Genomic DNA, 25,058 nt, shown 5'->3' on the forward strand with positions numbered 1-25,058 from the left:
CGGCCGCCTGGAATCACAAACTGCCAAACCCTACAATACCCTGGCTCGGTTCACTCCCTAATGCCGAACCGCAAGAGTTTCGCGCGCCGTTACGAATGCCTCGACCAATCGGGTCAACCGCCTCACCGATCCCCCGCGCCAGGATCGACGAAGCAGCGCGACCGCTTCCCCATCCAGAGGCGCTTCAAAGGCAGGATCGAGCCCGCGATTGGCAGCGATACCCTCCAGGACCGGTCCGAGCAGCGCCTCAAGATCTGCTTGGCTTGGCGCCGCCATCTCCAAGACACGCAAGCGGTCGAGCAACGGACCAGGAATGTTGACCACCCCGTTGGCCGTGGCCAACCAGGACACTCGGCTGATATCAACCTCGGTCTGAAAACAAGGATCTTGGTAGGCCCGGGCGGTCTCCGGTTCGAGCATCGGAAGCAAGGCATCCCAGAGCCTACCGTGATCTGCGCGCGTCGCGGCCTTCTCCAACTCGTCGATCAGCATCAGCGGATTGGCGGTGCCAGATCGAGCCACCGCCATGATCGGATGCGCTGGCTCCGACGTTGCCCAGCGGCGATCAAGGCCACCGAGCGATGCGCCCGCGTCCCGCGTAGCATCGACCCGCCACAGCCCCAATCCGAGATGATGGGCGATCCTCGCGACGATGCGACTCTTGCCGGCTCCCGGCGGGCCGATCAGCAGAGTCGGCCGGAGCGTGGCGTGCTCATGTCCGATCAGATCGGCCAGAAGTCGGTCGATCATGGTCTGCGCGTAAGGAAACTCGAATACCAACCGAGCGCGCACATCCGCGAGATCCGGCACGGCGACCAGCGGGAGCGGCTTGCCGATGATGTGCTCATAGCCGCGGGCGATGGATTTGCCGCGGTCACTCCCGGTCTCTTGGATCGCCGGAACGACGAGGACGTGGCCTTTGGACACTTCCGCGGGTGGGGCATCGGCATCCGGCAGCTGTGGCGTGGTGTCGACGGTCGCCGCCTTCTCGCGCCGGCGCGCCTCGCTCTTCTTGGCGAGCTGAGCCTCGATCGTCTTCCATCTGCGCCGCTCCCGCGTCGCCGCGCCGTCTGCGACGGGTCGTGTCAAGACCTCCCCAACGGGCACGAGCGCGTGGACGAGTGCCACGTCGCTGGCGAAGGCATCATCGGCGCCACAGGCCAAAGTGGCAGCAGCGGCGATGGCGCTGCTCGTCTTCTCGGAGAACGTCAGAAGCGCGTCCGTAAGCGCGTCGTGCCAAGCTGCCTGCAGCGCGACAGCGAGATCGGTCGCCCCGGTGATGTCCGAATCGGCACCCTGTTCGGCGACGCGTCCGATAGTGAGGCGCGTCTGCGCCTCGGCCAGCCCTGCAAACCCTTTCCGGAGGTCGAGAACCGCTTCGCGTTCCAGCCACAGGGGCTGGGCCAAGCGCGCTGCAGCTCTGCGATCATCGCCGGCGCAGGACAACAGCGTCGCGACATCGGCCAACGCCCGCGCCACCGGCTGATCGTGCTCCACGGCCCACACGTCGAGGAACCGGATCAGAGCGGATCGTCGGGCTATCCATCGACGGTCACGCCACAAGCCGCCCTCCGAAGTGGCCGCCCCGATCCAGGCGGAGACCAGCGCCTCGGCATCGGGGGCGAGGGTGGTGATCTCGAGGGCGAGCTCGGAGCAAGCAGAAGCCACACGCAGATCCTGAGTGAGGCAGGCGCGCAGGCGGCGCGGAAGCATCGGTTCGAGCAGGCGACGTGCCGCCTCGGAGTCGATCTGCAGGGCAGGCGGGGTCGAAGAGAATGCCATCGGCTTCCTCCCCTTCAGTGGGCGACGCCGGCGCGGTCGGAACCGCGGCGCGGAACGGAGCACCAAGCATGGGCGAGGCAGAGCACCTCGAGATCAGCCCGGCGTCGAGCGCGCCGCCCGAGCACGTGCACGAGCAGGTCGGTGCAGGAGCCGTCACCTCGTACGGCGCAGAGGCAGATCGCCGACATCGCCGGATCGAGGCGCCCAGGAAAGGCGATGGCCTCGGCGAGGACGTTGAGGGCGATATGGATCGCAGTCGCCGAATCGCCCCGGCAAGCAGCGGACCAGTCGGGGAACGGCAGGGGCTGCGCGGCATTCAGGGCAGCGGACAGGCGGCACTGCGCCGCCATATCGAGCGCCTCAGGGGCGAGGACACGCCACCAGGACAGCGGCAGCGAGAGTTTGGCCGCGTCAGTTGTGCCGGAGAGATGGGCATCGGGGTCACGAGCGAGTGTCATTGAGACAGACCTGGAGAGCGCGACGGCGCGCAGGCGCACGGTGCGGGATTGATGGAGAGCGAGATGGACGCATCAGGTCGCGGCCGCGACCTGATGCCAACGTGGTGCGGTCAGGGCGCGAGCGGCCCGGGCGAGTGCGGGTGTTTGACGTTCTCAGGAACGGCGAGGCTCGCCAACGCCATCGTCAGAAGGTCCGGCACAGCCGCGCGCAATCGGGCTTGAAGCGCCGCAGTCACAGTCTCGAGCGCTGCCAAGACCGGGGTCGCGAACAGATGATCTATGGCCGGTCCGCTCACCGTAAGGTCATCACCGTACCCGGCCCGTCCATAGACGTCGATCAGCACGGCGCGGATTTGCGCGACCTCATAGCCGAGTGAAGCCAGAAACGAGTGGCCCTGGACCTGCGCGCACCGCAGTACCCATTCGACTTGGTGGATTTTCCTAGCCTCATTTTTTCCGGAGCCTCTCTTGACCTCGGCGATGATGGCTCGGCTCTCTTTCCGGTCGACGACGATCAGGTCGAGAAATACCGACTGCGCGACGGCGCCCGCGAGTTCGATCGAGGTCTGGTTGAGCTGGGCGACGCTGCTGGCGCGGACGAGTTCCTGGGTCGGAACGGTGATCGGCATCGCGACGTTGCGCAGCACGAGGTAGCGCCCGCTTCGCTCAAGGACGTCCGTGATCGCCGCCTCGATGAGGGACCCGTGCCTCTTGACCATGGAGGCCAGCACGGATCCGAGTTGCGACAAGCCCGGTCCGAGCAGGGGATCGGGCACGAAGGTCGCCCGGAACGCGCCGTCGAGCGCGGCCTGGGCTGCGGCCATCAGTTCGGGTGCGCAGATCTGCGGGATCGCGGGCTGAACGTGGCCGCAGCCTAGGGCCGCGGCGCTCCCGAGCGGGACGGTGATCCGGCTGGCGGTCGCGGATCCAGGCTGCCCACGTGCAGATAACCGCTGTCGGCCGCCGCGCTGGGCGGCGGGGTGGGGGACGACGATGGTCATGGATGGTTTCCGTCCAGGCGACGCCAACCCGCGCCCTTCACCGAATGGCAGGGCGACGAACGGGCTCGTTTTTCGCAGCCTCAGGCCTGCGGCAACGAGGGCGTCAGGATTGCAGGATAGCGAGAGGACGCTGAGGCACGGCGTATCGCGTGCCAGCGCACCTTCAGGCGATCAGGTGGGTTGCCGGGACGGGGGCTTGGGACTGCCCGGAATTCATGCATCGGGCTAGTTTCGTCGGCGCGATAACGCCGGTAGTGAAGGTCTCAGCCATGGTCGGTATCCTTCGACGATACGGATTGTGGTCAGGCCGGCATTCGGTGCTGCTAACACCGGTGTCGGCCGCTCCCTGCTAAAGAGCGGCGCGGCGTGTGCGTGTGGTCTGCCAGGGACGAACTTGGCGCGGACCGGCGTCTTTGAAAAGGCCGCAGATGCGGCAATATGCTCTTGAGGAAGTCCTTCCTGTCGCGATCGTTAACGGAAGCCTGGCGCCCATTTCCTTGTTGCGGGTGAGCGCATCACATCGCATGATCGCCGGACGGCCGGGTGGCCGGTTGTCGCCAGCAGATACTTGCACACTGCGCTGATCTCACCGATCCGCACAGATCAACGTGGCGACATTTGCCTGTGTGCTCACATCAGAGACACAGCGGATGCCATGCTGGATCGCCGCGGGATCATTGTGAGCGGGTATGTGGCGAACCTCTAAGTACAACCGCATTGAGGAAATTCACGTGTTCCGGTCAGGGCCGAGCGGCTATGTGCCCATCGGCCTCTTGGTCTTCGAAGGTGGCTCCTCACGGCGGATCGGTCGTTTTGCCTATAGCTCCGACTATCTAGCTTCGGAAGGACGCAGGCCGATTGACCCCATTGGCCTGCCGTTCGGAAACAAGTGGCGGCCTGCGTCCTTGGGAGAGGTCCATCTGGCCTTTCACGATGCAGGCCCCGACGGCTGGGGCAAAGGAATCCTGACACAGGTATTTCCAGAACTGGAACTCGGCATGCCGGAATTTCTGGCTCTGGGCGGCCTGTCGCGCACTGGCGATCTGGCCTTCGGCCCAACGCCAGAGGCTCCCGAGAGGTGGACACCCAGGATGGAAGCAGCGCTTGAGCGCGCCCAAAGCGAGGACGACCTTGAGGGTGCGCTCATCGCAGCAGAGAAGTACGAGGAAGGCGAAGCGTCGGCGCGCCAACTCGCGCAGCTACTCATCCACAGCTCGGATGTTGGGGGAGCTCGACCGAAGGCGCGTGTTCGGATTTCAGAAAAAGAATGGATAGCCAAATTTTCCGCGTGGGACGACAGGTTCGAAAATCCCAGGGCTGAAGCGGTTTGCCTCGATTTCGCCGAGGCAGCAGGCCTTCAAGTCCCGGAGCGGGAACTTCGTATCGTAAACGACAGGCCGGTTCTCTTGGTATCACGTTTTGATCGATCCTCGGCTGGAGCGTGTTTGTCTTACCTCAGCGCCGGCACTTTGCTGGGCGAGCCAGCTTATGGTTATGCGACAAGCAAGACCTATTTGGACATCGCGGCAGCCGCGCGCCGTATCGGTGCACACGAGCCGGAACGCGAGATGTTTCGCAGGCTCCTGGTCAATGCCTATCTTCGGAACACCGACGATCATTTGCGCAACCACGCTTTCATCAACGATGGGACCGGCTGGACCCTTTCACCGGTGTTCGATGTTGTCCCGCATCCTTTGGGCACCAAGCATGTCTGCGCCCCTGCTCCCGGTATCAGCCGGGAATGCAACCCGAGCACCGCATTCGCGGCCTACATAAAATTTGGCCTCTCCGCTGCCGACGCCAGTTCCATTCTCGATGAGGTTCATGAAGCCACCTCACGCGTCCCAGCATTTCTCGACGCCCGAGGCGTGTCGAGACGGGATCGGGAGATACTCTTGGCATGCTTCGGCTCACTACCCAGGACCACCACGCCACAATGAGAGTCCGCGCCATCAAATGGCGCCACGCCCCTGACAAGATGGAGCAACGAGACGGAACTTTCCATACTTCGAGAAATTCAGTTGAACTACAAGTTAGATGCGCCGCGAAGGATATGGAACCGTATTAAAATTCCATAAAAACTCATGCCCCCATGGAACATAAGGGCTTCGAACACGCCGTGATCGGCCCAGAAAGCCATAAGCTGGCTTTTCGACCCGAGACGGTATAATTATGGAAATATTTGCAGCCGCGAAGCATTGCAGCTGAGCCGACTCATGTAAAAATGGACAAGCTGGCTATTGTGGGGCCGTATACTCGGAAGCTAAAATATAGACTCATGTAACTCGAAACTAGTTTCGCGCGGCCAGTAATTTTAACTGAACCTCGAATGGTAGAGTATGCGCAAGGCGTTGAACACGCTGGTTGTGCCGGTGTCCGTGATCTCTTCAAATCAAGCGGCTCGCGTCCCGGCGACGTCCCGTCCGTGGGCCTGATCCATGATCTCCCCGATCCGCTCGCCGACGGCGACGGCTATCTCCACCGAGGCCGTCCCTTCCGAACCCTGCCGGCAGATCCGGGTCAGGACGTCGGTCACGCGCTGCTCCATGACGCCGAGGATCGCCGCGGCCGCCTGTGGCTGGGCACCTCGCAGGACCGCCGCGAGGTCGCAATAGGCGTCGTGAAGAAGCTGCAGCGTGAGCCGATCAACAGCCTGTTCATCCTCCGCCGACAAGGCCCGCATCACGCCCCCCTCAACGTCCCGCACCCGACGCCACCGACAGCCTTGCCCCGATGCTTTAACAAGACGTGAAGAACGCCGTCAGTCGACAGGAATTGGCTAACCACCCCGCCAAACGGCGAGGACGGCAACCTGCCGCGACCGAGATGGAACTTGGCGGGCCGTCGGCGTGTCAACTCCGCAGGATCCCTCAGCGCGAGAGCCTTTCAATGCGCCCCCTCATCGCCACGCTCACCGCCGCGAGCCTCGGTCTGGCCGCGGCCGCCGTGACACCCGCCCTGGCCCAGGTGCAGCAGAACAATCCGAACGCCGCCAATCAATCCATGGAGACCAGCGGTCAGGTCCGCGCTCTGCGACAGGAGCAAACGACCCAGAGCAATACGCTGCGGATGGACATCCAGAGGAACCAAGCCGCGACGCCCGCTCCAAATACCGGGCCGAACGCCATCGGCCCGACCGGGGGCACCGGCGTCATCGGCCGCTGAGGGGGGCGAGCGGCGCCGGCCTACACGTCCGGCAGGGGCCGTCCCTTCACGACCACCCGCGGCCACCGCTCCAGGCCGATCGGCATCAGCACGGCGATCTGCGGCGGCACCACGGTGCCGCCGAGCAGGCTCTCGAGGGAGATCCGGCAGGCCTCCTCGAGCTCGCCGCGGGTGCGCGCGCCGGAGGTCTTGATGTCGGCGATCAGGAGCGCCGCGATCTCGTGGGCAAAGGCGTCGCCGTCCAACATGCCGGACTCCCGCTCCGTGTCAGCTCAGCATAGTCGCCTGAGCATCGTCCCGGCATCAGCACAGAATTGCGTATCCACATACCGATTGCGGATACTTTGTCGCGTCCACGGGTCGGTCGCCGCGAGCCGCCGCGCTTTGGAACCGTATCCCGGAGGGGGCCGGGACCACTCGAAGGGCGGTGAAGGCCGGCGACGGTGGTATCGACCGCCGGCAGCAGCACCAGGGTGAGCGGGGTCGCGGCGATCAGGACCCCGATCACCGCGGTGGCGAGCGGCCGCCGCACCTCCACGCGGGTGCTGGTCGAGAACGCCATAGCCGGAAGTTCAGTGCCGTAAGGTGAGCCGTCATGATCACAGGCCGCAGCGGCTTCGCGGCGGCGTGGATGGCGGCCTCCCGGACACCGGAGTTGGACGCCTCTAGATCGCGGATGTAGCTCGCGAGCACGACGCCGTTCAGGATCGCGATGCCGAAGGGCGTATGAAGCCGGTCGCCGTCGGAACCGACAACGGCTCGCCGCGCAGAGCCAGGGCCGGGTTGACGCCGGGGAAGTGCAGCGAGGTCTTCCGCCGCGTCGACCGCGCGGAGGCCTCGCGCCGGACCGCCGGCCATGGCTTGAGTCTCCTGGCGGCGACCGCCGACATCTCCGGCGCGCCCGTGACGCAGGATTTCCCGCCGGCCGGCGGCGAACTCGGAAGGCCGCGCGGCGCGATCAACGAGGTGTCTCGGATCGTGGACAGAGACCCCGGGATGTAAGACCGGCCCGACCGCCGCGAAAGCGGCGGTTAAGGCTCGGCGTGCCAGAGCGTGGCAACGAAGCGCCGTCCGCGGGGGGCCGATGAACGTCTGGCGACGCATCGCCCCGTGGCTCGGCTCGGCCCGCACCTGGATCGTCCTCGGGATTCTGGCCCCGCTGGGCATGGTCGTGACGTCCGGTCTCATGCTGGCCGACCTGCGCCGCGACGCCTGGACCAGCGCGGAGCAGACCTCCTGGAACCTCCTGCAGGTCCTCGAGCGCGACATCGCGCGCAACATCGAGATGTACGATCTCTCGATCCACGCGGCGGTCGACAACCTGAAGGTGCCGGGCTTGGCCGCGGCCGACCCGCACCTGCGCCAGCTCATCCTGTTCGACCGCGCCGCGACCGCCCGCGACATGGGCGTGATGCTGATCCTGGACGAGCGGGGCGACGCCGTCGGCGACATCGCGGCCGTGCCGCCGCGCCCGGGCAACTACGCGGATCGCGAGTACTTCCAGGTCCACCGGGCGAGCACCGGGCTCGGCCTCCATGTCGGGCGCCCGATCGTGTCGCGGCTCAACGGAGAGCGGATGCTCCCGTTCAGCCGCCGCATCGACCGGCCCGACGGCAGCTTCGGCGGCGTGGTCCTGGGCACCGTGAAGCTGTCCTACTTCACGCACCTGTTCAGCGAGATCGATCTCGGACCGGGCGGGGCCATCAACCTGTACCTGACCGACGGCACTCGCCTGATGCGCTACCCCTACGTTGAGGCGGATCTCGGGGCGAATATCGGGCAGACCGCGATCTTCAAACGGTTCCTGCGCGAGGGACGCGGCAACTTCGTCAGCACCTCCGTGCGCGACGGTGTCGAGCGGAACTACACGTTCACGCGGATCGGAAATCTGCCGCTGATCCTGAACGTCGCCCTGTCCACCAAGGACGTGGAGGCGGAGTGGGCCGCGAAGGCGACGATCATCGGCGGCATCGTGCTGGCGCTGTGCGGCCTCACGATCGCGCTGTCGCTCCTGTTCGGGCGGGAGCTGCGTCGCCGCGAGGCGCTGCGGGCCGAGATGGCGGCGCTGTCGCGCACCGACGCCCTGACCGGCCTGCCGAACCGCCGCTGCTTCGAGGACGCCCTCCGGCGGAACCTGGACGCGGCCCGGCGCGACGGTCAGCCCCTGTCGCTGCTCATCGTCGACGCGGACCATTTCAAGCGCTTCAACGACCGCTACGGGCACCCGGTGGGCGACCAGATCCTGCGGGGCTTGGCCCGCTGCCTCGCGGCGAGCGTGCACCGCCCCCAGGATCTCGTCAGCCGCATCGGCGGCGAGGAGTTCACCCTGCTCCTGCCCGAGACGGACGAGGCCGGCGCCCTGCGCGTCGCCGACACGGTCCACGCCGAGGTGGCCAACCTGACCGTTCCGTCGGCGGGGATCGGGGCCGGGGCCGTGACGGTGAGCATCGGGCTCGCGGCCGTCCGGCCGGGTGCCGACCGGAGCGCGCCGCTGCCGGATTCCTACCGGCTGGCGGACGGCGCCCTGTACGAGGCCAAGAACGGCGGTCGCAACCAGACCCGCAGCGTCGCGCCGCCGACCCCGCGGGGCGCCCTGCAACTCGTGCGGACGTCCTGACCGGCGCGCTGCCGCGCTTTCGCGGAGCGCTTTGACGGAATCGACACGAACGCCGTGGTCTCCTGGGCGCGATGGCGGACGGCCCGGATCGGGCCCGACGGCGTCGCGCCGGGACGGGGCGGGCGGGATCGATCATCCGTGCCCCGGGTCGGTGGAGCGCGCGCGGATCCGGAGGGATCCGGCCCGCAACCATAGGGTAACGAGGATGGACGACAGACGCGCCGCGCCCCGCAGACGGACCCTGCTCGAAGGCCATATCGAACTCGCCGGCGGCGGCGTGATCGACTGCACGATCCGCAACATGTCGGACGGGGGCGCCCGCCTGAAGGTCGTCAGCGTGATCGGCGTGCCCGACGCCTTCGTGCTGGCCTACGGGGTCGGCGGCCAGCGGCGGCCGGCACGGGTCACGTGGCGCCAGGAGACCGAGCTCGGGGTCGCGTTCGGCGACGCCTGACGGGCGGCGGCCGAGGCTTCCACGCCCACCCGTGTTGAGGGGCGGATCGGATGGGCGTGGAAGGCCAGCGTCCGGCTGGTGACCCACCGATGCGACGACAGGGTTAACGCTTCGTTACCGCGCCGCGGGGTCCGCGCGCCGGGCCTGGAGCGTCTCGGCGATCACCACGCCGGTCCGCAGCACGTGGCGGTGGGCGACGGACCCGGCCGCGGCGGCGTCCCGCGCGGCGAGGGCCTCGAACAGGTCCCGGTGCTCCCGGGCCGATTCCTCCCAGCGGTTGCCGCTGGAGAGCGCGCGCAGGCGCGCCCACTGGGCCCGGGCCTGGAGCGCCGCGTGGGCCTCCGCCAGCGGGCGGTTCCGGGCAGCCTCGACGATCGTCCGGTGGATCTCCTGGTTCAGGGCGAAATAGGCGTCGAGCACTTGGTCCCGGTGCATCCGGTCGAGCCGCGCCTGCTTGCCGCGCAGCGCGTCCATCAGGGCTTCGGAGATCCGCGGCGCCGCGAGTTCCGCGGTCAGCCGCTCGATCCCGGCCAGGGCCTCGAACAGCTCGAGGATCTCCTCCGGCGTCCAGTCCGGGACGCGCGCGCTGCGGTTCTGGTGCAGCTCGACCAGCCCCTCCGCCGCCAGGAGCTTCAGCGCCTCCCGCAGCGGGGTCCGGGAGATCCCGAGCGCCGCGGAGAGGTCCGTCTCCACGAGGGACGCGCCGGCCGGCAGCGCGCCGCGCACGATCATGTCCCTGAGCCGGGCCGCCGCCTGCTCGTGCAGCCCGGTCCGCGGCACCCGCGCGGCCGGGACGACCGGGGCCTTGCGGGGCCGGCCCCGGCGGCGTGCGACGACGTCCATCGATCCTCCCGCTCCACCGCGCCAGCCTAGCGCGTCCGGCAGCCCGAGGATGATCCATTTTTCGGACGCTTGCGCTGTCTTATCATGCATTTGCGCAAATTGCATGCAGCATGCAGAAAATACCTTGTCGCCCGTCCAGGCGTGTCGGATGCTCGCTGCATCGGGGATGGATGCGATGAAACGACCGAACCGCACGACGCGTCTGGGCATGCTGACGCCCTCGTCGAACAGCGTCCTGGAGCCGGCCACCGCCCACCTGCTGGCCGGGCTCGCCGGCGTGAGCGCCCACTTCGCCCGTTTCCGCGTGACGGAGATCGGCCTGTCGGCGGCGGCCCTGGACCAGTTCGACCCCGAGCCGATCCTGGCGGCGGCCGAGCTGCTCGCCGACGCCCGCGCGGCCGCGATCCTGTGGAACGGCACCTCCGGCGCTTGGCTCGGCTTCGACGCGGACGAGCGCCTGAGCGCCGCGATCACCGACCGGACCGGGTGCCCGGCCTCCACCGCCGCGCTCGCCTTCCGCGACCTGTTCCGCGCCCGGGATTTCCGGCGGATCGGCCTCATCACGCCCTATACCGGCGACGTGCAGCGCCGGATCCAAGAAAACTGGGGCGTGGCCGGGTTCGACTGCGGCGCCGAGCGCCATCTCGGCCTGTCGGAGAACTTCGCCTTCGCCGAGGCGGGTCCGGAGGCCATCGCCGGCATGGCCCGGGCGGTGGCGGCCGAGGGCGTCGACGCGGTGGCGATCGTGTGCACGAACCTCGCGGGCGCCGCGCTCGCCCCGGCCCTGGAGGCCGAACTCGGCGTGCCGGTGATCGATTCCGTGGCCGTCACCCTGTGGAAGGGCCTGGAGCTGGCGGGCTTCCCGACGGCGCATCTCGCTGCCCATGGCCGCGCCTTCGCGGCGGGCGGGGAGGGCCGTCCGTGAGCGCCGGGACCACCCTGATCCTCGACGGGATCACCCAGCGCTACGGGACGGCGCTCGCCGTCGACACCGTGACGCTCGACATCAGGGGCGGGGAGCTCGTCGCGCTGCTCGGGCCCTCCGGCTGCGGCAAGACCACCCTGCTGCGCGCGGTGGCGGGCTTCCTGAAGCCCACGGAGGGGCGCGTCATCATCGGCGGCCAAGCGGTCGACCACCTGCCGCCGAACCGGCGCACCGTCGGCATCGTGTTCCAGAACTACGCCCTGTTCCCGCACATGAGCGTCGCCGACAACGTCGCCTACGGCCTCGCGGCTCGCGGCGTCGGGCGGGCCGAGCAGAGGGCGCGGGTCGCCGAGATGCTGGCGCTGGTGCGCCTGGAGCACCTCGCCGGGCGCTACCCGCGGGAGATGTCGGGCGGCCAGCAGCAGCGGGTGGCGCTGGCCCGGGCGCTCGCCGTGCGCCCCTCGATCCTGCTCCTCGACGAGCCGTTCGCGGCCCTCGACAAGAACCTGCGCCTCGACATGCAGATCGAGATCAAGCGCATCCAGCGCAGCGCCGGCACCACCACGCTGATCGTCACGCACGACCAGGAGGAGGCCCTGTCGATGGCCGACCGGGTCGCCGTGCTCAATGCCGGGCGCCTGGAGCAGTTCGCCCCCCCGACCGACGTCTACGACCGCCCCGAGACGCTGTTCGTCAACACCTTCGTGGGCACGGCCAACGTCCTGCACGGGCGGCTCGCCACCGAGCCGGGCGGCGCCCGCGCGGTGGCCCTGGAGGCGGGCGGCCTGCTCCCCGCCGCCACGGCGCTGCCGGACGGGACCCGGGTCGCCGCATGCCTGCGGCCCGAGCACGTCGCCTTCGCGGAGGACGGGGCAGGAGACGGCGAGGGCCTCGACGGCGCGGTCGAGGTCGGCCTGCCCCTCGGCGCAACCCTGGTCCACGAGATCCGCCTCGACGGCGGCGCCCGCCTGAAGACCGCCGAGCCGCGCGCGGCGGGCGCCCGGCCCCGGCCGCCTGGCACCCGCGTGCGCCTGCGCCCGACAGCACCCGAGCGGGTCGGCGTCTTTCCCGATCCCCGACACTGAGGCCGAGACGCCCGAAACCGAGCCAGGAGAATCGACCATGCCCCTGCACCGCCGCAGCCTCCTCGCCGGCGCCCTGACCCTCGGCGCCGCGCAGGCCTTCCCGGGCCTGTCCCGCGCGCAGGCGCGCAAGCTCGTCTTCGCGACCTTCACGGGCAGCTGGGAGGAGGCGCACCGGGCCGTGCTGGTGCCGGCCTTCCGCAAGAATTCGGGCGGCGACGTCATCCTCGACCCGATGCTCTCGGTCGATCAGATCGCCAAGGTCCAGGCGGCCCGCGCCAACCCGCCGATCGACGTGATGCTGCACGATCCGGGGCCGGCCCTCACGGCCATCGCCCAGGACCTCGTCGAGCCCTACCCGGTGGCCCAGTCGGCCCATTACGGCGACCTGATCGCCGACGCGCAGGAGCCGATGGGCCCGGCGCCGTTCTTCCAGATCGTCGGCCTGACCTACAACCCCGAGAAGGTGAAGACGCCGCCGACCTCCTGGGCCGACCTGTGGAAGCCCGAGTACAGGGGCCGGGTCGGCATCACCAACCTGAACTCGACGCTCGGCACCGGCTTCCTCGTCGAGATCGCCCGGATGCACGGCGGCTCGGAGACCGACGTCGAGCCCGGCTTCAAGGCGCTGGAGGCGCTCAAGCCGAACCTCGCCGCCGTCGCGGCCAACCCGGGCGCCCTGGCGGCCCTCTACCAGCAGGAGCAGGTCGACATCGGGCCGGGCAATTTCAACGCGATCCAGATCCTGAAGGCCCGCGGCGTGCCGGTGGAGTTCGCGGCGCCCAAGGAGGGCATCATCGCCTTCAAGACGACGATCCACATCGTCAAGAACACGCCGTCGAAGGAGCTGGCCTTCAGGCTGATCGAGGCCGCCCTGTCGCCGGAGGTTCAGGCCAAGCTGATGCAGAGCCCCTACCTGATCGTGCCGACCAACCGGAAGGTCGCGATGGAGGGCGAGGTCGCGAAGGTCCTGGCGAGGGACGCGGACGAGTTGAAGCGCAAGTCGGTGTTCCAGGACTGGGCCGCGATCAACCGCGGCCGGCCGGCCTGGATCGAACGCTTCAACCGCGAGATCCGGGTGTGAGCGCCGGCCCGGCCACGGCGGCGGGCCCGGTGGCGGCGCCCCTCCGCCCGGGCCGCACCTGGACGGCGGCCTACGACATCCGCCTCGCGCTGCCGCTCGGGGCCTTCTTCCTCGTCTTCTTCCTGGCGCCGCTGGCGCTGCTGGTGCTCGTGAGCTTCTACGCCGATCCGGCCATGACCCGGTTCGGCCTCGACCAGTACGCCCGGTTCCTGCTCGACCCGTTCTCTCTGCGGGTGCTCGGCGCGACCCTGTGGCTCGGCGTCGAGGTCACGGCGCTGACCCTCCTGCTCGGCCTGCCGCTGGCGCTGCTCCTGACCTGGGCGCCCGGCCGGCTGCGCGGCCTGCTGACCCTGATCGTGCTGCTGCCGCTGCTCACGAGCGTGGTGGTGCGGACCTTCGCGTGGATCGTGATCCTGGGGCGCCAGGGCATCGTCAACGCCGCGCTCCTCGGCCTCGGCCTCACCGACGCGCCCCTGAAGCTGCTCTACACCGAGGGCGGCCTCGTCCTGGCGCTGGCGCAGGTGCAGCTGCCGCTGATGGTCTTGCCCCTGGTCACCGCCCTGTCGCGGATCGACCCGAACCTCGCCGACGCCTCGGCGGCGCTCGGGGCGGGGGCGTGGCGCACCTTCCTCCGGGTGACGCTGCCGCTCTGCCTGCCCGGCATCGTGGCGGGCTGCCTGCTGACCTTCGCGGCGGCGATCACCGCCTTCATCACCCAGTCGCTGATCGGCGGCGGGCAGATGCTGTTCATGCCCATGTACCTGTACCAGCAGGCCTCGTCGCTCAACAACTGGCCGTTCGCGGCGGCGATCGCGATCGTCTTCCTCGTGGCGGTGCTCGCCTGCGTCGCGCTCCTCAACCTCGCGGGCCGCCTGTCGGGCGGCCGCGCGCGCGCCTGAGGTAAACGGGAGCTCACCGGGAGGTCACCATGCGGACGAGCCTGCGGCGCGACGTCGACTGGTTCAGCTTCCACGGCGCGGTGCTGCTGCTGGCCGGGCTCTGCCTCGTCCTGCTGGCGGCGCCCACCGCGATCGTCGTGGTGGTGTCGTTCACCAGCGGCTTCTCCCTGCGCTTCCCGCCGCCGGGCTACGGCCTGCGCTGGTACGCGGCGCTCGCGGAGGCCGAGCAGCTCCGGGCCGCCGCCTGGAACAGCCTCGTGGTGGCGGGCTGGACGACCCTGCTGTCGGTGGTGCTGGGCACCGCGGCGGCCCTCGCCATCGCGCGGTCGCGGCGGCTCTCCGCGCGGCTCCTCGACAGCCTGTTCCTGTCGCCCCTCGTCCTGCCCGCCCTGGCCTTCGGGCTCGCCGCCCTGATGCTGTTCAGCCTCGCCGGCATCCCGGTCTCGCCGCTGACCCTCGTGCTGGGCCACACCGTGGTCTGCGTGCCCTACGTGGTCCGCACCACCGTGGCGGCCCTGTCGCAGATGGACCCGGTGCTCCTCGAGAGCTCGACCTCCCTCGGCGCCTCGCGCCTGTATACGTTCCGCCGGGTGACCCTGCCGCTGATCCGGCCCGGGATCCTGGCCGGTGGCTTCATCGCCTTCATGGCGAGCTTCGACAACGTCCCGGTCTCGCTGTTCCTGCGCGACGCCGCCACCGACATGCTGCCGATCCGCATGTGGCAGGACCTGGAGGGCCGCCTCGACGTCACGGTGGCGGCAGCCTCCAGCGTGCTGATCCTCGTGACCGTGCTGCTCGCCGCCGTGATGGAGCGGGCCGCCGGCCTGTCCCGCCGGATGGCGGCCTGAAGCGCCCGGAGCCTGTGCATGCGCATCCTGCTCCTCAACCCCAACACCTCGGCGGCGATGACCGCGCGCATGGCGCGGGCCGCCGAGGCGGCGCTCGCCCCCGACGCGCACATCACCGCGCTCACCGCCACGACGGGCCTGCCCTACATCGCGAGCCGGGCCGAGGCGCAGCTCGCCGGCGCCGCTGTGCTGGAGACGCTCGCCGCCCATCAGGCCGGCCACGACGCCGCGGTGATCGCCGCCTACGGCGATCCCGGGCTTATCGCCGCGCGGGAGCTGTTCGACCTGCCGGTGGTCGGCATGGCCGAAGCCGCGATGCTGACCGCCTGCCAGCTCGGGGCGCGGTTCGCGGTCGTCACCTTCGCGCCCGCCCTGCTGCCCTGGTACGAGGACGCGGTGGCGTTGGCCGGGCTGTCGGCGCGCTGCGCCGGCCTCCACGCGGTGCGCCGGCCGTTCCGGGCGGTGACCGAGGTGCAGGACGAGTTGCGGCCCGAGATCCTGGCCCTGGCCGAGCGGGCGGTCGGGGAGGGGGCCGACGTCGTGATCCTGGCCGGGGCGCCGCTCGCCGGCCTCGCCGCGACCCTGCGGGACGCGGTGCCGGTGCCGCTCGTCGACCCGCTGGCGGCCGCCCTGGGCCAGGCGCAGGCCCTGGTGCGGCTCGGGACGCGCTCGCCCCGGGCCGGCCGCTTCGCCCGGCCGCCCGCGAAGCCGGCCACCGGCCTGACCGGGCCGCTCGCCCGCTGGATCGCCCATCGCGAGGAGGAGTCATGACCCGGATCGACGCGACCGGCCCGCTCTGGACCCTATCCGCCGCGGCCCTGGGCCGCCGCTACGCCGCCGGGACGGCGAGCCCGGTCGCGGCCGCCCGCGCCTGCCTGGAGCGGGCCGAGGCCGTGAACCCCGCGCTCAATGCCCTCGTCGCCGTCGATCCCGAGGGCGCGGAGCGCGCCGCCGCGGCGAGCGCGGCGCGCTGGCGGGCGGGGCGGCCGCTCGGGCCCCTCGACGGGGTGCCGCTGACCGTCAAGGACAGCCTGAACGTCGCCGGGTTCGCGACCGGCTGGGGAAGCCGGCTCTACGCGGGGGAGGGGGCTGCGCGCGCGGTCGACCGCGACGAGACGCCGGTGGCGCGGCTGCGCGCGGCCGGGGCGGTGATCCTGGGCAAGACCAACGTCCCGGAGCTGACCGTCCAGGGCTACACCGGCAACCCGGTCCACGGGGTCACCCGGAACCCGTGGGATCCGGCGCTGACGCCGGGGGGCTCCAGCGGCGGCGCCGTCGCGGCGGTGGCTTCCGGGATCGGGCCCCTGGCGCTCGGGACCGACGCGGGCGGCTCGATCCGCCGCCCCGCCTCGCATACCGGCCTCGTCGGCCTGAAGCCGACGGCTGGCCGGGTGCCGCGGACGGGCGGGCTCCCGCCGATCATGCTCGACCTCGAGGTGGTCGGGCCGATGGCGCGCACCGTCGAGGACCTCGCGGCGGCGATGCGGGTCCTCGGGGCGGCCGAGCCGGATTCCGTCGCGCCGCACGGCTTCGGCCCGTTCGGGAGCGCCGCGGTGCCGGAGCGCCCGCTGCGGATCCTGCACGTCCCGGCCTTCGGGACGGCCCCGGTCGATCCCGAGATCGCCGACAGCGTCGCCGAGGCGGCCGGGCGCCTCGCCGGCCTCGGCCACCGGGTCGAGACCGGCCGCTTCGACGCGGCGACGGCCCTCACGGAGGCGTGGCCGGTCCTCGGCCAGGCGGGCATCGCGTGGCTCATGCGCGCGCATCCCGGCCGCGGCGACGAGCTGGGCGCCGACATCCGCGCCCTGGCGGAGGCTGGGGCGGCCCTGTCGGCGGCCGACCTGTTCGACGTGCAGAGGATGGCCCTGGCGCTGCGCCGGGACCTCGCCACCCTGTTCGCCGGCCACGACCTGCTGATGACCCCCGCGGCGGCGGCGCTGCCCTGGCCGGCGGAGGCCTCCCATCCGCCGCGCATCGCCGGGGTGCCGGTGGGGTCCCGCGGCTCGGCGACCTTCACGGGCTTCGTCAACGCCGCCGGCTGCCCGGGGATCTCGATCCCCTGCCGCCCCTCGGGCGCCGGGCTGCCGATCGGGTTCCAGCTCGTGGCGCCCTGGGGCGGCGACGAGGTCCTGGTGGCGATGGCGGCGGCCTACGAGGCGGCCCATCCCTGGCGGATGGTCTGGGAGGGCAGGGCCCCGTGACCGGGCTGTCGCTCCACGCCGTCGACGCCGCCACGGGCCGGCCGGCCGAGGGGATGCGCGTGCGCGTCCTGCGCGCCGGGGGAAAGCGGCGGGTGATCGCCGAGGGCCGCCTCGGGGCGGACGGGACCCTCGACCATCCGGTCGTGCGGACGCGGCTCGCCGCCGGCCTCTACGAGGTCGTGTTCGTCATCGGCGACTTCGTCGGGGCCGCGGGGGAGGGGTTCCTGGAGGAGGCCGCGATCCGCTTCCGGCTCGACGACCCCGACCGCCACTGCCACCTGCCGCTGAAGTTCACCGCCTTCGGGGTGGCGCTGTTCCGCGGCTGCTGAGCCGCACGCGCCGCCCTCGGACCCGGCCCGCGACGGCGCGGCCCGGCCGCCGCCCTCCCCCGCGAGGTGACCGGAGCCTCCGGAGAGCCTAGACTCGCCCCCGATCGCGGCGCGCGCAGGAGGAAGCCGATGCGGGTTCAGGCGATGACGATCCCGGCCACGGCCGGGCCCGCGACGCGCGGCGCCCCACGGGCGCGCCTGCTGCTCGCCGCGCTGACGATCCTCGCGCTCCCGCTGGCCTTCGTCGCGGCCGCGCGGGTCCCCGCGGCGCCCGTCGATCCCGACCTCGTGCGGGTGATCCGCTTCATGGCGGCGCTCAAGGGCGGCTTCGCCCTGGCGGCGCTGGCCGGCTGCTTCTGGCGTCTCGGCCGGCCCGCCGGGTGGCGCAGCGCCGTCTACGTGGCCGGACCGCCGCTCATGGCGCTCGGGGCGGCCGGCCTGTGGTCCCTGCGCGATCCCGGGCTGGCGGCACTCGGCCTGCATCTCGGCCTGTTCGCGGTCCTCGCGGCGGCGCTGACCGATCGCGAGGCCCTGCCCGACCGGCTCCGCGCGGCGCGCCGTCAGATCGTCTCGTAGGCGAACAGGACCGCGATCAGCGTCAGGCCGGTCAGCCCGATGACGAAGCAGATGTCGGCGCAGCGCTCCAGGCTGACCGAGAGGTCGCCGGCGTCGCCCAGGCGGATCGACAGGTAGGACGCGATCGCGCTGACCAGGAACAGGATCGCAGTCAGGGCGGCGGCCTCGTCGACGTGGCTCGGCCCGATCCAGCCCTCGGCGATCTTCACGAGGCCGATCAGCGTGGTGCAGACGCCGACCATCGTGCCGGCATTGGGGAGGATGTGGCGCGACAGGCCATCCTCGCCGGACCCGGTAGCCTTCCGCCTTTCGGCCATGCGCTCCTCGTACAGCTCCGCGCCGGCCGATGGCCACCTATATCGCGCCCGTGGAGGTTCGTCATGAAGCGCCCGCTCACCACCAGCTTCTCCGCGCCGCCGCCGGAGCAGGCCCGCCCGCCCGAACCGGCGCCCGCCGCGGCGTCCTGGCGCGACGTCGCGCCGTTCGCGGCCGCCCTGATCGCGACCCTGGAGGCGATCGAGGCCGGGCAGAAGGCCGGGCCGGCGATGCGGGCGCACCGCTCCGCCATGCGCCGCCAGGGCGAGGCGGCCGCGGCGCTCGGCGGGTCCGAGGCGCTGGAGGCCGTCCTCCACCAAGTCGAGGAGGCCGACGCGGCGCGGGCCGAGCGGCGCCTCGCGCTCGTCCGCGAGGCGTGGGCGGGTTTGCCGGGGGAGGGGAGTGAGGGTTGATTCCCCGAGGGAGCGCGGCGCCGGCCGATCGGGGATCGCGCGCCGGGGCAGAGGAATCCATGCGCCCTGATCGACACAGGTCTTCGATTCTGGCAGGTCTGACCCGCGTCACGCCGTTCCCGGTCTGGTCCGTCCGTTCGAACCGCGCGGCGCGCAGCCGAGCCGTCCGGCCCCGGCGCCTCGGTCGATCCAGTCAGAGAGCCGTTCGATGTCGCTGCCGCTGGTTTCCCTGATCGTGCCGACCCTGAACCGTCTCGAGTTGCTGGCGCAGACCCTGAGCTCCGTCTCGACGCAGGATTACGGCAACCTTGAGCTGATCATCAGCGACAACGCCAGCACCGATGCCACGGGAAGCTTCCTGGGCCAGCTCCGGAACGATCGGCTCACGGTCCTCACCCGGTCGTTCACGCTGCCCATGGAGGCGAACGTGACCGACGCGGTCCAGCACGCGCGCGGCAAGTACATGCTGCTGCTGAGCGACGACGATCTCATCTCGAACACCTACATCTCGACGATGGTGGCGGCGTTCGAGGCCGACGACGCGGTTCAGGTTGGGCTGGGGCGCCGGGTTCTGATCGACGGCGCGAGCCAGATCCTGCACCAGGCCGAGCCGCTCTCGGCGAAGGCCCAAATCGAGGCCGCGGAGTCGTGGTTGACGCGGTACTTCGCCAGCCCGACGGCCCACACCCAGATCAACACCGTCTTCTCGACCTTCTACCGGCGTGCCGCGTGGCTGGACGCCGGCGGGCAGCCGACGCTGTCGGGCTCCTACTTCTCCGACACGATCCCGTTCGTCGGCGTTCTCAACCGCGCGTCGAAGGTGTTCTACTCGCCCGAGGCCGTCTTCCTGTATCGGGTGCATGCGAATCAGGAGAGTCATCAGGCGACCTCGGCGGCGAAGCAGGCCTATGCGGGCATGTTCCAGTTCTTCGAGCAGTTGAAGCCGAAGCTCGGCGATCTTGCCCATTCGGATCCGCTCAAGTCCGCGCTCATCCGGTATGTCCTGATGATGTTCTTCAACGCGTGCGGCCCTTTCGCCAAGGAGCAGAAGATCAGCGCGCCCGATCTGTACGGATTCTTCTGGAACGCACTGAGCCGCCCCTCTCCCTCGGAGACCGGCGCGGCGGGGACGGGGGATCGGGCGAGGATGCGGCCGGCGGATCCAGCCGTCGCGTGAGCCCCGATCGATGCCCAGCCGGTCCGGACCGTTGAGATGACCCTCGAGCGCTATCGCGGCACCCGTGTCCTCGTCACGGGTCATACCGGCTTCAAGGGCGCGTGGCTCGTCGCCTGGCTGCTCGACCAGGGCGCCGAGGTGATGGGCCTCGCCTTGCCGCCTCCGGCCGAGAGGCCGAGTCTGTTCCGCGATCTCGCGCTCGCCGACCGGATGCAATCCGCCTTCGTGGATGTCCGCGATGCCGAGGCCGTGCGCAGAGCCGTTGCGGCGTTTCGTCCGGAGATCGTCTTCCACCTCGCGGCCCAGGCGCTGGTGCGACGCTCCTACGCCGACCCGCTCGAGACCTTCGCGGTCAACGTCATGGGCACCGCCCACGTGCTGGAGGCAGCGCGCCACACCGATTCGGTCCGCGCAGTCGTCTGCGTCACCTCGGACAAGTGCTACGAGAACCGCGAGTGGGTCTGGGGCTACCGCGAATCCGACCCGTTGGGCGGCAAGGATCCCTACAGCGCCAGCAAGGCCGCCGCGGAGATCGTGGCCGGCAGCTACCGGCAGGCCCTGATGCCGGGATCGCGCCTGCGCCTCGCCACCGCCCGCGGCGGCAACGTGATCGGCGGCGGCGACTGGTCAGAGGATCGGCTCGTGCCCGACCTCGTCCGCGCCATCCGGAGCGGCGCGCCGCTCACGCTGCGGAACCCGGACGCGGTCAGGCCCTGGCAGCACGTGCTCGAACTCCTGCACGGCTACCTGCTGCTCGGCGCGCGGCTCCTGGCCGCCGACGACACGGTGGTCGGTGCCTGGAATTTCGGCCCTGCCCGCGCCAGCGAGGTCGCGGTGCGGCGGCTGATCGAGCAGGCGCTGGCCGCCTGGGGCGGAGACCCCATCCCGGTCCGCATCGAGGCCTCGGCCCTGCGCGAGGCCGGGATCCTCAAGCTCGACGCGGCCAAGGCGGAGGCGGAGCTGGGCTGGCGCCCCCGGCTCGGCTTCGCCCGCACGGTACGCCTGACGATGGAGTGGTACCGCGACTACAGCGCGCGTCCCGCCGATGCCCAGGCGCTCGTCGAGGCCCAGATCGCGGAATACGGCCGGATCGCGGCCGCGGCCGGCCACGCAGACGAGGACAGCGCCTGATCATGCACGCACGTCGCCCCACCCTCCGCTCACGCCCCGCGGGCCGGGGAGACGGCCGGTGAAGGCCGTGATCCTGGCGGGCGGCCTCGGCACGCGCCTGTCCGAGGAGACCGCCACGCGGCCGAAGCCGATGGTCGAGATCGGCGGCCGGCCGATCCTGTGGCACATCATGAAGGGCTACAGCCGCCACGGCATCAACGACTTCGTGATCTGCCTCGGATACAAGGGGTACATCATCAAAGAATATTTTGCGAACTACTTCCTCCACATGAGCGATGTGACGATGCACATCGCCGAGAACCGGATGGAGATCCACCGGAAGACCGCCGAGCCCTGGACCGTCACGCTGGTCGATACGGGCGACCAGAGCATGACCGGAGGCCGCCTGAAGCGCGTCCGGCATCACCTGGAGGGTGAGGAGATGTTCGCGCTCACCTACGGCGACGGCGTCAGCGACGTCGATGTCACCGCGCAGATCGCCTTCCACCGCGCCCACGGGAAGCGCGCCACCGTGACGGCGGTGCGGCCCGACAAGCGCTTCGGCTACCTCGCCCTCGACGGCGATCGGGTCACGGCCTTCGAGGAGAAGCCCGACAACGAGGGCGGCTGGATCAACGGCGGCTTCTTCCTCCTCGCGCCGTCGGTGATCGACACGGTCGCGGGCGACGAGACGGTCTGGGAGCGCGAGCCCCTGGAGCGCCTAGCCCGGGAGGGCGACCTGCAGGCCTTCATCCACGACGGCTACTGGCAGGCGATGGACACGCTCCGGGACAAGACCAACCTCGAGGCGCTCTGGGCGTCGGGACGGGCGCCGTGGAAGACGTGGTAGCGCCGCCGCCCTTCGGCCGCCTGCTCATCACCGGCGCGACCGGCTTCGTCGGCGGACGTCTGACCCGGGGCTTCGCCGAGGCCGGCATCGCCGTCGGCGCCCTGGCGCGGGCGAACTCGGCCACCGAGTTCCTCGACCCGCGCGCGACGATCCTGCGCCACGACGGGGCGACGGACACGCTGCACGCCGCGATGCGCGCCTTCGCGCCCGAGGCGGTGATCCACGCCGCCACCCACTTCGTCGGCGTGCACGGGCCGGACCATGTGGCGCCGCTGATCCAGGCCAACCTGCTGTTCGGCACGCAGCTCCTCGACGCGATGGCGCGCTGCGAGGTCCGGCACATGGTCAATTTCGGCACGATCTGGCAGCATTTCGCGGGTGATCGCTACGATCCGGCGACCCTGTACGCGGCGACCAAGCAGGCCTTCGAGGATATCGCGGCCTACTACGCCGAGGCGGAAGGCTTCACGATCCTGACCTTGAAGCTGCCGGACACCTACGGACCGGCGGATCGCCGCGGCAAGCTCGTCTCGGCCCTGCTCCAGGCCCAGCGGGAGGGGCGACGGATCGACCTGTCCCCGGGCGAGCAGATGCTCAACCTGCTTCACGTCGACGACGTGCTGTCGGGGAGCCGCGCCGCCCTGGACAGGATCCGCGCGGCGCCCGGGCGCACGCGGGAATCCTTCGCGCTGCGCGGGCCCGAGACGCTGTCGCTGCGCGCGCTCGTGGCGCGGATCGAGCGTCTAGGCGCGCGGCCCGTTCCGGTGGCCTGGGGCGCGCGGCCCTACCGGGCACGGGAGGTGATGCGGCCCTGGATGGGGCCGCTCCTGCCCGGCTGGTCCGCCGCCGTCGGCCTGGATCGCGGCCTCACCGAACTGATGGCGGCGCAGTGATGTTCGAGATCCGGACCAGCGACCTTCCGGGGGTACTCGCCCTCCGCGCGCCCGGCAGCCGCGATGCCCGCGGCAGCTTCCACAAGCTGATGCACGCGCCGAGCCTCGCGGCAGCGGGGTTGAGGACCGATTTCGCCGAGGTCTACTGCTCCACCTCGGCGGGGGGCGTGATCCGCGGCATGCATTTCCAGGTGCCGCCCCACCAGCACGCGAAGCTCGTCTGGTGCCTGTCCGGTGCGGTGACGGACGTCGTCCTCGACCTGCGTCGGGGCTCGCCCGGCTACGGCCGCGCCGTCGCCCTCGACCTCGACGGGGCGGCGCCCGCCGGCGTCTACATTCCGGAGGGCTGCGCCCACGGCTTCGCCGTGCGCTCCAGCGCGGCGACGCTGCTCTACCTGGTCACGTCGGTCCACGCCCCCGCTGCCGATGTCGGCATCCGCTGGGACAGCTTCGGGTTCGACTGGGGCATCGCGCACCCGACCCTGTCGGACCGGGATAGCCTGCATCCCGGTCTCGACGCGTTCGACACGCCGTTCTGAGCCATGCGCCCGGTCAGCGACAGGCGCACCGACAGGCGCTCCGACAGGCGCTCCGACAGGACAGCAGGCGCGATCGCAGCGGGTCCCAGCGCCGATGTCAGTCTCACGCCCGGCCGATCCCGCGCTATAGCTGCCCGAGACCCGCGACCGGACAAAAGTGTTTCGTCCCCATGACCGACGCCCTGCGCACCGAGATCCTGAGCCTCGCCCGGGCGCATTTCGAGGCCCGGGGGAAGCCGGCCTTCGTGCCGGGCGAGACCTACATCCCGCCCTCCGGCAAGGTCATGGACGCGGAGGATTGCGCCCACCTGATCGACGCCTCCCTCGACATGTGGCTGACGGCGGGGCGCTACGCCGACCGGTTCGAGCGGGAACTCGCGGCGGCGTTCGGACGGAAGCATGCGCGGCTGACCGTCTCGGGCTCGGCCGCCAACCTCCTGGCCTTCGCGGCGCTGACCTCGCCGAAGCACGGCGCGCGCCGCCTGCGGCCGGGCGACGAGGTGATCACCGTCGCGGCGGGCTTCCCGACCACCGTCGCGCCGATCGTGCAGCACGGCTGCGTGCCGGTCTTCGTCGACGTCGACGTCGAGACGCACAACGTCGATGTCGACCTGCTCGAGGCGGCGGTGACGCCGAAGACCCGCGCGGTGATGATCGCGCACTCGCTCGGGAACCCCTTCGACGTGGTCCGGGTGGCCGAGATCTGCCGCCGCCACGGCCTCTGGCTGGTGGAGGATTGCTGCGACGCGTTCGGCGCGACCATCGGCGGGCAGGGGGTCGGGACCTTCGGCGACGTCGCCACCCTGAGCTTCTATCCGGCCCACCACATCACCACCGGCGAGGGCGGCGCGGTGCTGATGGACAAGGGCCCGCTCGCCAAGATCGTCGAGTCGTTCCGGGACTGGGGGCGGGACTGCTACTGCAAGCCCGGCACCGACAACACCTGTGGCAACCGCTTCGGCTGGAAACTCGGTGACCTGCCCCGCGGCTACGATCACAAGTACACGTACTCCCACATCGGCTATAACCTGAAGGTCAGCGACATGCAGGCTGCCCTGGGGGTGAGCCAGCTGACCAAGCTCGACCATTTCGTGGCGCGCCGCCGCGAGAACTTCGCCGGCCTGGAGCGGCGCCTGCGGGAGCGCGGGCTCGACCGGCTCTTCCATCTGCCGCGGGCGACCCCGGGCTCGGAGCCCAGCTGGTTCGGCTATCTCCTGACGGTGCGGGACGGGGCCGGCATCGATCGGAACGCCCTCGTCACGCGTCTGGAAGAGAAGCGCGTGGGGACACGGCTGCTGTTCGCCGGCAACCTGACCCGGCAGCCGGCCTTCCGGGACGTGACCTACAGGGTTCACGCCGCGCTGACCCACACCGACAAGATCATGCGCGACAGCTTCTGGATCGGCGTCTGGCCCGGCCTGACGGATCCGATGCTCGACTACATGGCCGACACGCTGGCGTCGGTGACGCGGGAACTCGGCGCCGACTGACGGCCTC

The 25,058-nt window shown here is 70.5% G+C and carries 28 protein-coding genes; 21 read left to right on the top strand and 7 right to left on the bottom strand.

The features are described from left to right. Nucleotides 1–57: 57 nt before the first annotated feature. The 3 genes from LOK46_RS06430 to LOK46_RS06440 all read right to left on the bottom strand — a co-directional run bounded on the left by LOK46_RS06430 (nt 58) and on the right by LOK46_RS06440 (nt 3,241). On the bottom strand, nt 58–1,782 hold the full coding sequence (locus tag LOK46_RS06430; protein WP_273563006.1) for an AAA family ATPase: 1,725 nt from the start codon (nt 1,780–1,782) through the stop codon (nt 58–60). Nucleotides 1,783–1,796: 14 nt separating this feature from the next. After that, nucleotides 1,797–2,279, bottom strand: a complete 483-nt coding sequence (locus tag LOK46_RS06435) for a hypothetical protein (RefSeq protein WP_273563007.1) — start codon at nt 2,277–2,279, stop codon at nt 1,797–1,799. Between the two features lie 71 nt (nt 2,280–2,350). Further along, on the bottom strand, nt 2,351–3,241 hold the full coding sequence (locus LOK46_RS06440; RefSeq protein WP_273563008.1) for a hypothetical protein: 891 nt from the start codon (nt 3,239–3,241) through the stop codon (nt 2,351–2,353). A gap of 689 nt (nt 3,242–3,930) precedes the next feature. Here LOK46_RS06440 and LOK46_RS06445 point away from each other — a divergent pair. Further along, complete coding sequence (locus LOK46_RS06445; protein ID WP_273563009.1) at nt 3,931–5,181, top strand: type II toxin-antitoxin system HipA family toxin; 1,251 nt, start codon at nt 3,931–3,933, stop codon at nt 5,179–5,181. A 452-nt stretch (nt 5,182–5,633) separates the two neighbouring features. Here the strand turns inward: LOK46_RS06445 and LOK46_RS06450 are convergent, their stop codons facing one another. Then, the gene (locus LOK46_RS06450; RefSeq protein WP_273563010.1) at nt 5,634–5,924 is read right to left on the bottom strand and encodes a hypothetical protein; all 291 of its coding nucleotides are present in this window, start codon (nt 5,922–5,924) and stop codon (nt 5,634–5,636) included. 206 nt (nt 5,925–6,130) lie between these two features. Here LOK46_RS06450 and LOK46_RS06455 point away from each other — a divergent pair, with 206 nt between their 5' ends. Next, nucleotides 6,131–6,406 (top strand): hypothetical protein, encoded by a 276-nt coding sequence (locus tag LOK46_RS06455; protein ID WP_042675634.1) that lies wholly within the window; start codon nt 6,131–6,133, stop codon nt 6,404–6,406. Nucleotides 6,407–6,426: 20 nt separating this feature from the next. On the opposite strand, the gene LOK46_RS06460 is transcribed toward LOK46_RS06455, so the two are convergent. After that, entirely contained in the window at nt 6,427–6,654 is a 228-nt protein-coding gene (locus LOK46_RS06460; RefSeq protein ID WP_273563011.1) for a hypothetical protein, read from the bottom strand. Between the two features lie 478 nt (nt 6,655–7,132). Here LOK46_RS06460 and LOK46_RS06465 point away from each other — a divergent pair, with 478 nt between their 5' ends. From LOK46_RS06465 to LOK46_RS06475, 3 genes are all read left to right on the top strand, one after another. Next, nucleotides 7,133–7,408, top strand: a complete 276-nt coding sequence (locus tag LOK46_RS06465; protein ID WP_273563012.1) for a hypothetical protein — start codon at nt 7,133–7,135, stop codon at nt 7,406–7,408. A gap of 82 nt (nt 7,409–7,490) precedes the next feature. Further along, a complete protein-coding gene (locus tag LOK46_RS06470; RefSeq protein WP_273563013.1) occupies nt 7,491–9,023 on the top strand; it encodes a GGDEF domain-containing protein in 1,533 nt (510 codons plus the stop codon). 205 nt (nt 9,024–9,228) lie between these two features. Continuing rightward, nucleotides 9,229–9,477 carry a PilZ domain-containing protein gene (locus LOK46_RS06475; protein WP_020094697.1) on the top strand — a complete coding sequence of 83 codons (249 nt, stop codon included), beginning with the start codon at nt 9,229–9,231 and terminating at the stop codon, nt 9,475–9,477. A gap of 114 nt (nt 9,478–9,591) precedes the next feature. Here the strand turns inward: LOK46_RS06475 and LOK46_RS06480 are convergent, their stop codons facing one another. Next, entirely contained in the window at nt 9,592–10,320 is a 729-nt protein-coding gene (locus tag LOK46_RS06480; protein ID WP_273563014.1) for a GntR family transcriptional regulator, read from the bottom strand. A gap of 166 nt (nt 10,321–10,486) precedes the next feature. On the opposite strand from LOK46_RS06480, the gene LOK46_RS06485 reads away from it, so the two are divergent. The 9 genes from LOK46_RS06485 (at nt 10,487) to LOK46_RS06525 (ending at nt 18,264) form a co-directional block, all read left to right on the top strand. Further along, on the top strand, nt 10,487–11,245 hold the full coding sequence (locus LOK46_RS06485) for a maleate cis-trans isomerase family protein (RefSeq protein WP_273563015.1): 759 nt from the start codon (nt 10,487–10,489) through the stop codon (nt 11,243–11,245). Beyond that, a complete protein-coding gene (locus LOK46_RS06490; RefSeq protein ID WP_273563016.1) occupies nt 11,242–12,330 on the top strand; it encodes an ABC transporter ATP-binding protein in 1,089 nt (362 codons plus the stop codon). The genes LOK46_RS06485 and LOK46_RS06490 overlap by 4 nt, the downstream gene beginning before the upstream one ends. Before the next feature lie 37 nt (nt 12,331–12,367). Continuing rightward, a complete protein-coding gene (locus LOK46_RS06495) occupies nt 12,368–13,411 on the top strand; it encodes an ABC transporter substrate-binding protein (protein WP_273563017.1) in 1,044 nt (347 codons plus the stop codon). Continuing rightward, nucleotides 13,408–14,310: an ABC transporter permease gene (locus LOK46_RS06500; protein WP_273563018.1), complete on the top strand. Its 903-nt coding sequence runs from the start codon at nt 13,408–13,410 to the stop codon at nt 14,308–14,310. The genes LOK46_RS06495 and LOK46_RS06500 overlap by 4 nt, the downstream gene beginning before the upstream one ends. Nucleotides 14,311–14,339: 29 nt before the next feature. Beyond that, nucleotides 14,340–15,158 (top strand): ABC transporter permease, encoded by an 819-nt coding sequence (locus LOK46_RS06505; protein WP_273563019.1) that lies wholly within the window; start codon nt 14,340–14,342, stop codon nt 15,156–15,158. An 18-nt stretch (nt 15,159–15,176) separates the two neighbouring features. Further along, nucleotides 15,177–15,929 carry an aspartate/glutamate racemase family protein gene (locus tag LOK46_RS06510; protein ID WP_273563020.1) on the top strand — a complete coding sequence of 251 codons (753 nt, stop codon included), beginning with the start codon at nt 15,177–15,179 and terminating at the stop codon, nt 15,927–15,929. Continuing rightward, nucleotides 15,926–17,359: an amidase gene (locus tag LOK46_RS06515; protein ID WP_273563021.1), complete on the top strand. Its 1,434-nt coding sequence runs from the start codon at nt 15,926–15,928 to the stop codon at nt 17,357–17,359. The genes LOK46_RS06510 and LOK46_RS06515 overlap by 4 nt, the downstream gene beginning before the upstream one ends. Beyond that, nucleotides 17,356–17,688 (top strand): hydroxyisourate hydrolase, encoded by a 333-nt coding sequence (locus tag LOK46_RS06520; protein ID WP_082557858.1) that lies wholly within the window; start codon nt 17,356–17,358, stop codon nt 17,686–17,688. The genes LOK46_RS06515 and LOK46_RS06520 overlap by 4 nt, the downstream gene beginning before the upstream one ends. A gap of 129 nt (nt 17,689–17,817) precedes the next feature. Continuing rightward, nucleotides 17,818–18,264 carry a hypothetical protein gene (locus LOK46_RS06525; protein ID WP_273563022.1) on the top strand — a complete coding sequence of 149 codons (447 nt, stop codon included), beginning with the start codon at nt 17,818–17,820 and terminating at the stop codon, nt 18,262–18,264. Here the strand turns inward: LOK46_RS06525 and LOK46_RS06530 are convergent. Then, the gene (locus tag LOK46_RS06530) at nt 18,249–18,581 is read right to left on the bottom strand and encodes a hypothetical protein (protein ID WP_273563023.1); all 333 of its coding nucleotides are present in this window, start codon (nt 18,579–18,581) and stop codon (nt 18,249–18,251) included. The two genes, LOK46_RS06525 and LOK46_RS06530, sit on opposite strands and share 16 nt — an antisense overlap. Nucleotides 18,582–18,644: 63 nt before the next feature. Between LOK46_RS06530 and LOK46_RS06535 the strand changes: the two genes are divergently transcribed. The 7 genes from LOK46_RS06535 (at nt 18,645) to rfbH (ending at nt 25,051) form a co-directional block, all read left to right on the top strand. Next, on the top strand, nt 18,645–18,992 hold the full coding sequence (locus tag LOK46_RS06535; RefSeq protein WP_273563024.1) for a hypothetical protein: 348 nt from the start codon (nt 18,645–18,647) through the stop codon (nt 18,990–18,992). A gap of 208 nt (nt 18,993–19,200) precedes the next feature. After that, a complete protein-coding gene (locus LOK46_RS06540; RefSeq protein ID WP_273563025.1) occupies nt 19,201–20,169 on the top strand; it encodes a glycosyltransferase family 2 protein in 969 nt (322 codons plus the stop codon). A 36-nt stretch (nt 20,170–20,205) separates the two neighbouring features. Next, entirely contained in the window at nt 20,206–21,300 is a 1,095-nt protein-coding gene (rfbG, locus tag LOK46_RS06545) for a CDP-glucose 4,6-dehydratase (RefSeq protein WP_273563026.1), read from the top strand. A 58-nt stretch (nt 21,301–21,358) separates the two neighbouring features. After that, nucleotides 21,359–22,129, top strand: coding sequence for a glucose-1-phosphate cytidylyltransferase (rfbF, locus tag LOK46_RS06550; RefSeq protein WP_273563027.1), 771 nt, complete (start codon nt 21,359–21,361; stop codon nt 22,127–22,129). Beyond that, complete coding sequence (locus tag LOK46_RS06555; RefSeq protein ID WP_273563028.1) at nt 22,114–23,022, top strand: NAD-dependent epimerase/dehydratase family protein; 909 nt, start codon at nt 22,114–22,116, stop codon at nt 23,020–23,022. The genes rfbF and LOK46_RS06555 overlap by 16 nt, the downstream gene beginning before the upstream one ends. Then, on the top strand, nt 23,022–23,561 hold the full coding sequence (locus tag LOK46_RS06560) for a dTDP-4-dehydrorhamnose 3,5-epimerase family protein (RefSeq protein WP_273563029.1): 540 nt from the start codon (nt 23,022–23,024) through the stop codon (nt 23,559–23,561). The genes LOK46_RS06555 and LOK46_RS06560 overlap by 1 nt, the downstream gene beginning before the upstream one ends. Nucleotides 23,562–23,731: 170 nt before the next feature. Continuing rightward, a complete protein-coding gene (rfbH, locus tag LOK46_RS06565; RefSeq protein ID WP_273563030.1) occupies nt 23,732–25,051 on the top strand; it encodes a lipopolysaccharide biosynthesis protein RfbH in 1,320 nt (439 codons plus the stop codon). Nucleotides 25,052–25,058: the final 7 nt, after the last annotated feature.

This window comes from Methylobacterium sp. NMS14P (assembly GCF_028583545.1).
Taxonomy (GTDB): domain Bacteria; phylum Pseudomonadota; class Alphaproteobacteria; order Rhizobiales; family Beijerinckiaceae; genus Methylobacterium.

Coding starts and splice junctions, on each gene's coding strand:
- LOK46_RS06430 (WP_273563006.1), bottom strand. CDS start 1,782: ATGGCATTCTCTTCGACCCCGCCTGCCCTGCAGATCGACTCCGAGGCG.
- LOK46_RS06440 (WP_273563008.1), bottom strand. CDS start 3,241: ATGACCATCGTCGTCCCCCACCCCGCCGCCCAGCGCGGCGGCCGACAG.
- LOK46_RS06445 (WP_273563009.1), top strand. CDS start 3,931: ATGTGGCGAACCTCTAAGTACAACCGCATTGAGGAAATTCACGTGTTC.
- LOK46_RS06450 (WP_273563010.1), bottom strand. CDS start 5,924: ATGCGGGCCTTGTCGGCGGAGGATGAACAGGCTGTTGATCGGCTCACG.
- LOK46_RS06455 (WP_042675634.1), top strand. CDS start 6,131: ATGCGCCCCCTCATCGCCACGCTCACCGCCGCGAGCCTCGGTCTGGCC.
- LOK46_RS06460 (WP_273563011.1), bottom strand. CDS start 6,654: ATGTTGGACGGCGACGCCTTTGCCCACGAGATCGCGGCGCTCCTGATC.
- LOK46_RS06465 (WP_273563012.1), top strand. CDS start 7,133: ATGAAGCCGGTCGCCGTCGGAACCGACAACGGCTCGCCGCGCAGAGCC.
- LOK46_RS06470 (WP_273563013.1), top strand. CDS start 7,491: ATGAACGTCTGGCGACGCATCGCCCCGTGGCTCGGCTCGGCCCGCACC.
- LOK46_RS06475 (WP_020094697.1), top strand. CDS start 9,229: ATGGACGACAGACGCGCCGCGCCCCGCAGACGGACCCTGCTCGAAGGC.
- LOK46_RS06480 (WP_273563014.1), bottom strand. CDS start 10,320: ATGGACGTCGTCGCACGCCGCCGGGGCCGGCCCCGCAAGGCCCCGGTC.
- LOK46_RS06485 (WP_273563015.1), top strand. CDS start 10,487: ATGGATGCGATGAAACGACCGAACCGCACGACGCGTCTGGGCATGCTG.
- LOK46_RS06495 (WP_273563017.1), top strand. CDS start 12,368: ATGCCCCTGCACCGCCGCAGCCTCCTCGCCGGCGCCCTGACCCTCGGC.
- LOK46_RS06505 (WP_273563019.1), top strand. CDS start 14,340: ATGCGGACGAGCCTGCGGCGCGACGTCGACTGGTTCAGCTTCCACGGC.
- LOK46_RS06510 (WP_273563020.1), top strand. CDS start 15,177: ATGCGCATCCTGCTCCTCAACCCCAACACCTCGGCGGCGATGACCGCG.
- LOK46_RS06515 (WP_273563021.1), top strand. CDS start 15,926: ATGACCCGGATCGACGCGACCGGCCCGCTCTGGACCCTATCCGCCGCG.
- LOK46_RS06525 (WP_273563022.1), top strand. CDS start 17,818: ATGCGGGTTCAGGCGATGACGATCCCGGCCACGGCCGGGCCCGCGACG.
- LOK46_RS06530 (WP_273563023.1), bottom strand. CDS start 18,581: ATGGCCGAAAGGCGGAAGGCTACCGGGTCCGGCGAGGATGGCCTGTCG.
- LOK46_RS06535 (WP_273563024.1), top strand. CDS start 18,645: ATGAAGCGCCCGCTCACCACCAGCTTCTCCGCGCCGCCGCCGGAGCAG.
- LOK46_RS06540 (WP_273563025.1), top strand. CDS start 19,201: ATGTCGCTGCCGCTGGTTTCCCTGATCGTGCCGACCCTGAACCGTCTC.
- rfbG (WP_273563026.1), top strand. CDS start 20,206: ATGACCCTCGAGCGCTATCGCGGCACCCGTGTCCTCGTCACGGGTCAT.
- LOK46_RS06560 (WP_273563029.1), top strand. CDS start 23,022: ATGTTCGAGATCCGGACCAGCGACCTTCCGGGGGTACTCGCCCTCCGC.
- rfbH (WP_273563030.1), top strand. CDS start 23,732: ATGACCGACGCCCTGCGCACCGAGATCCTGAGCCTCGCCCGGGCGCAT.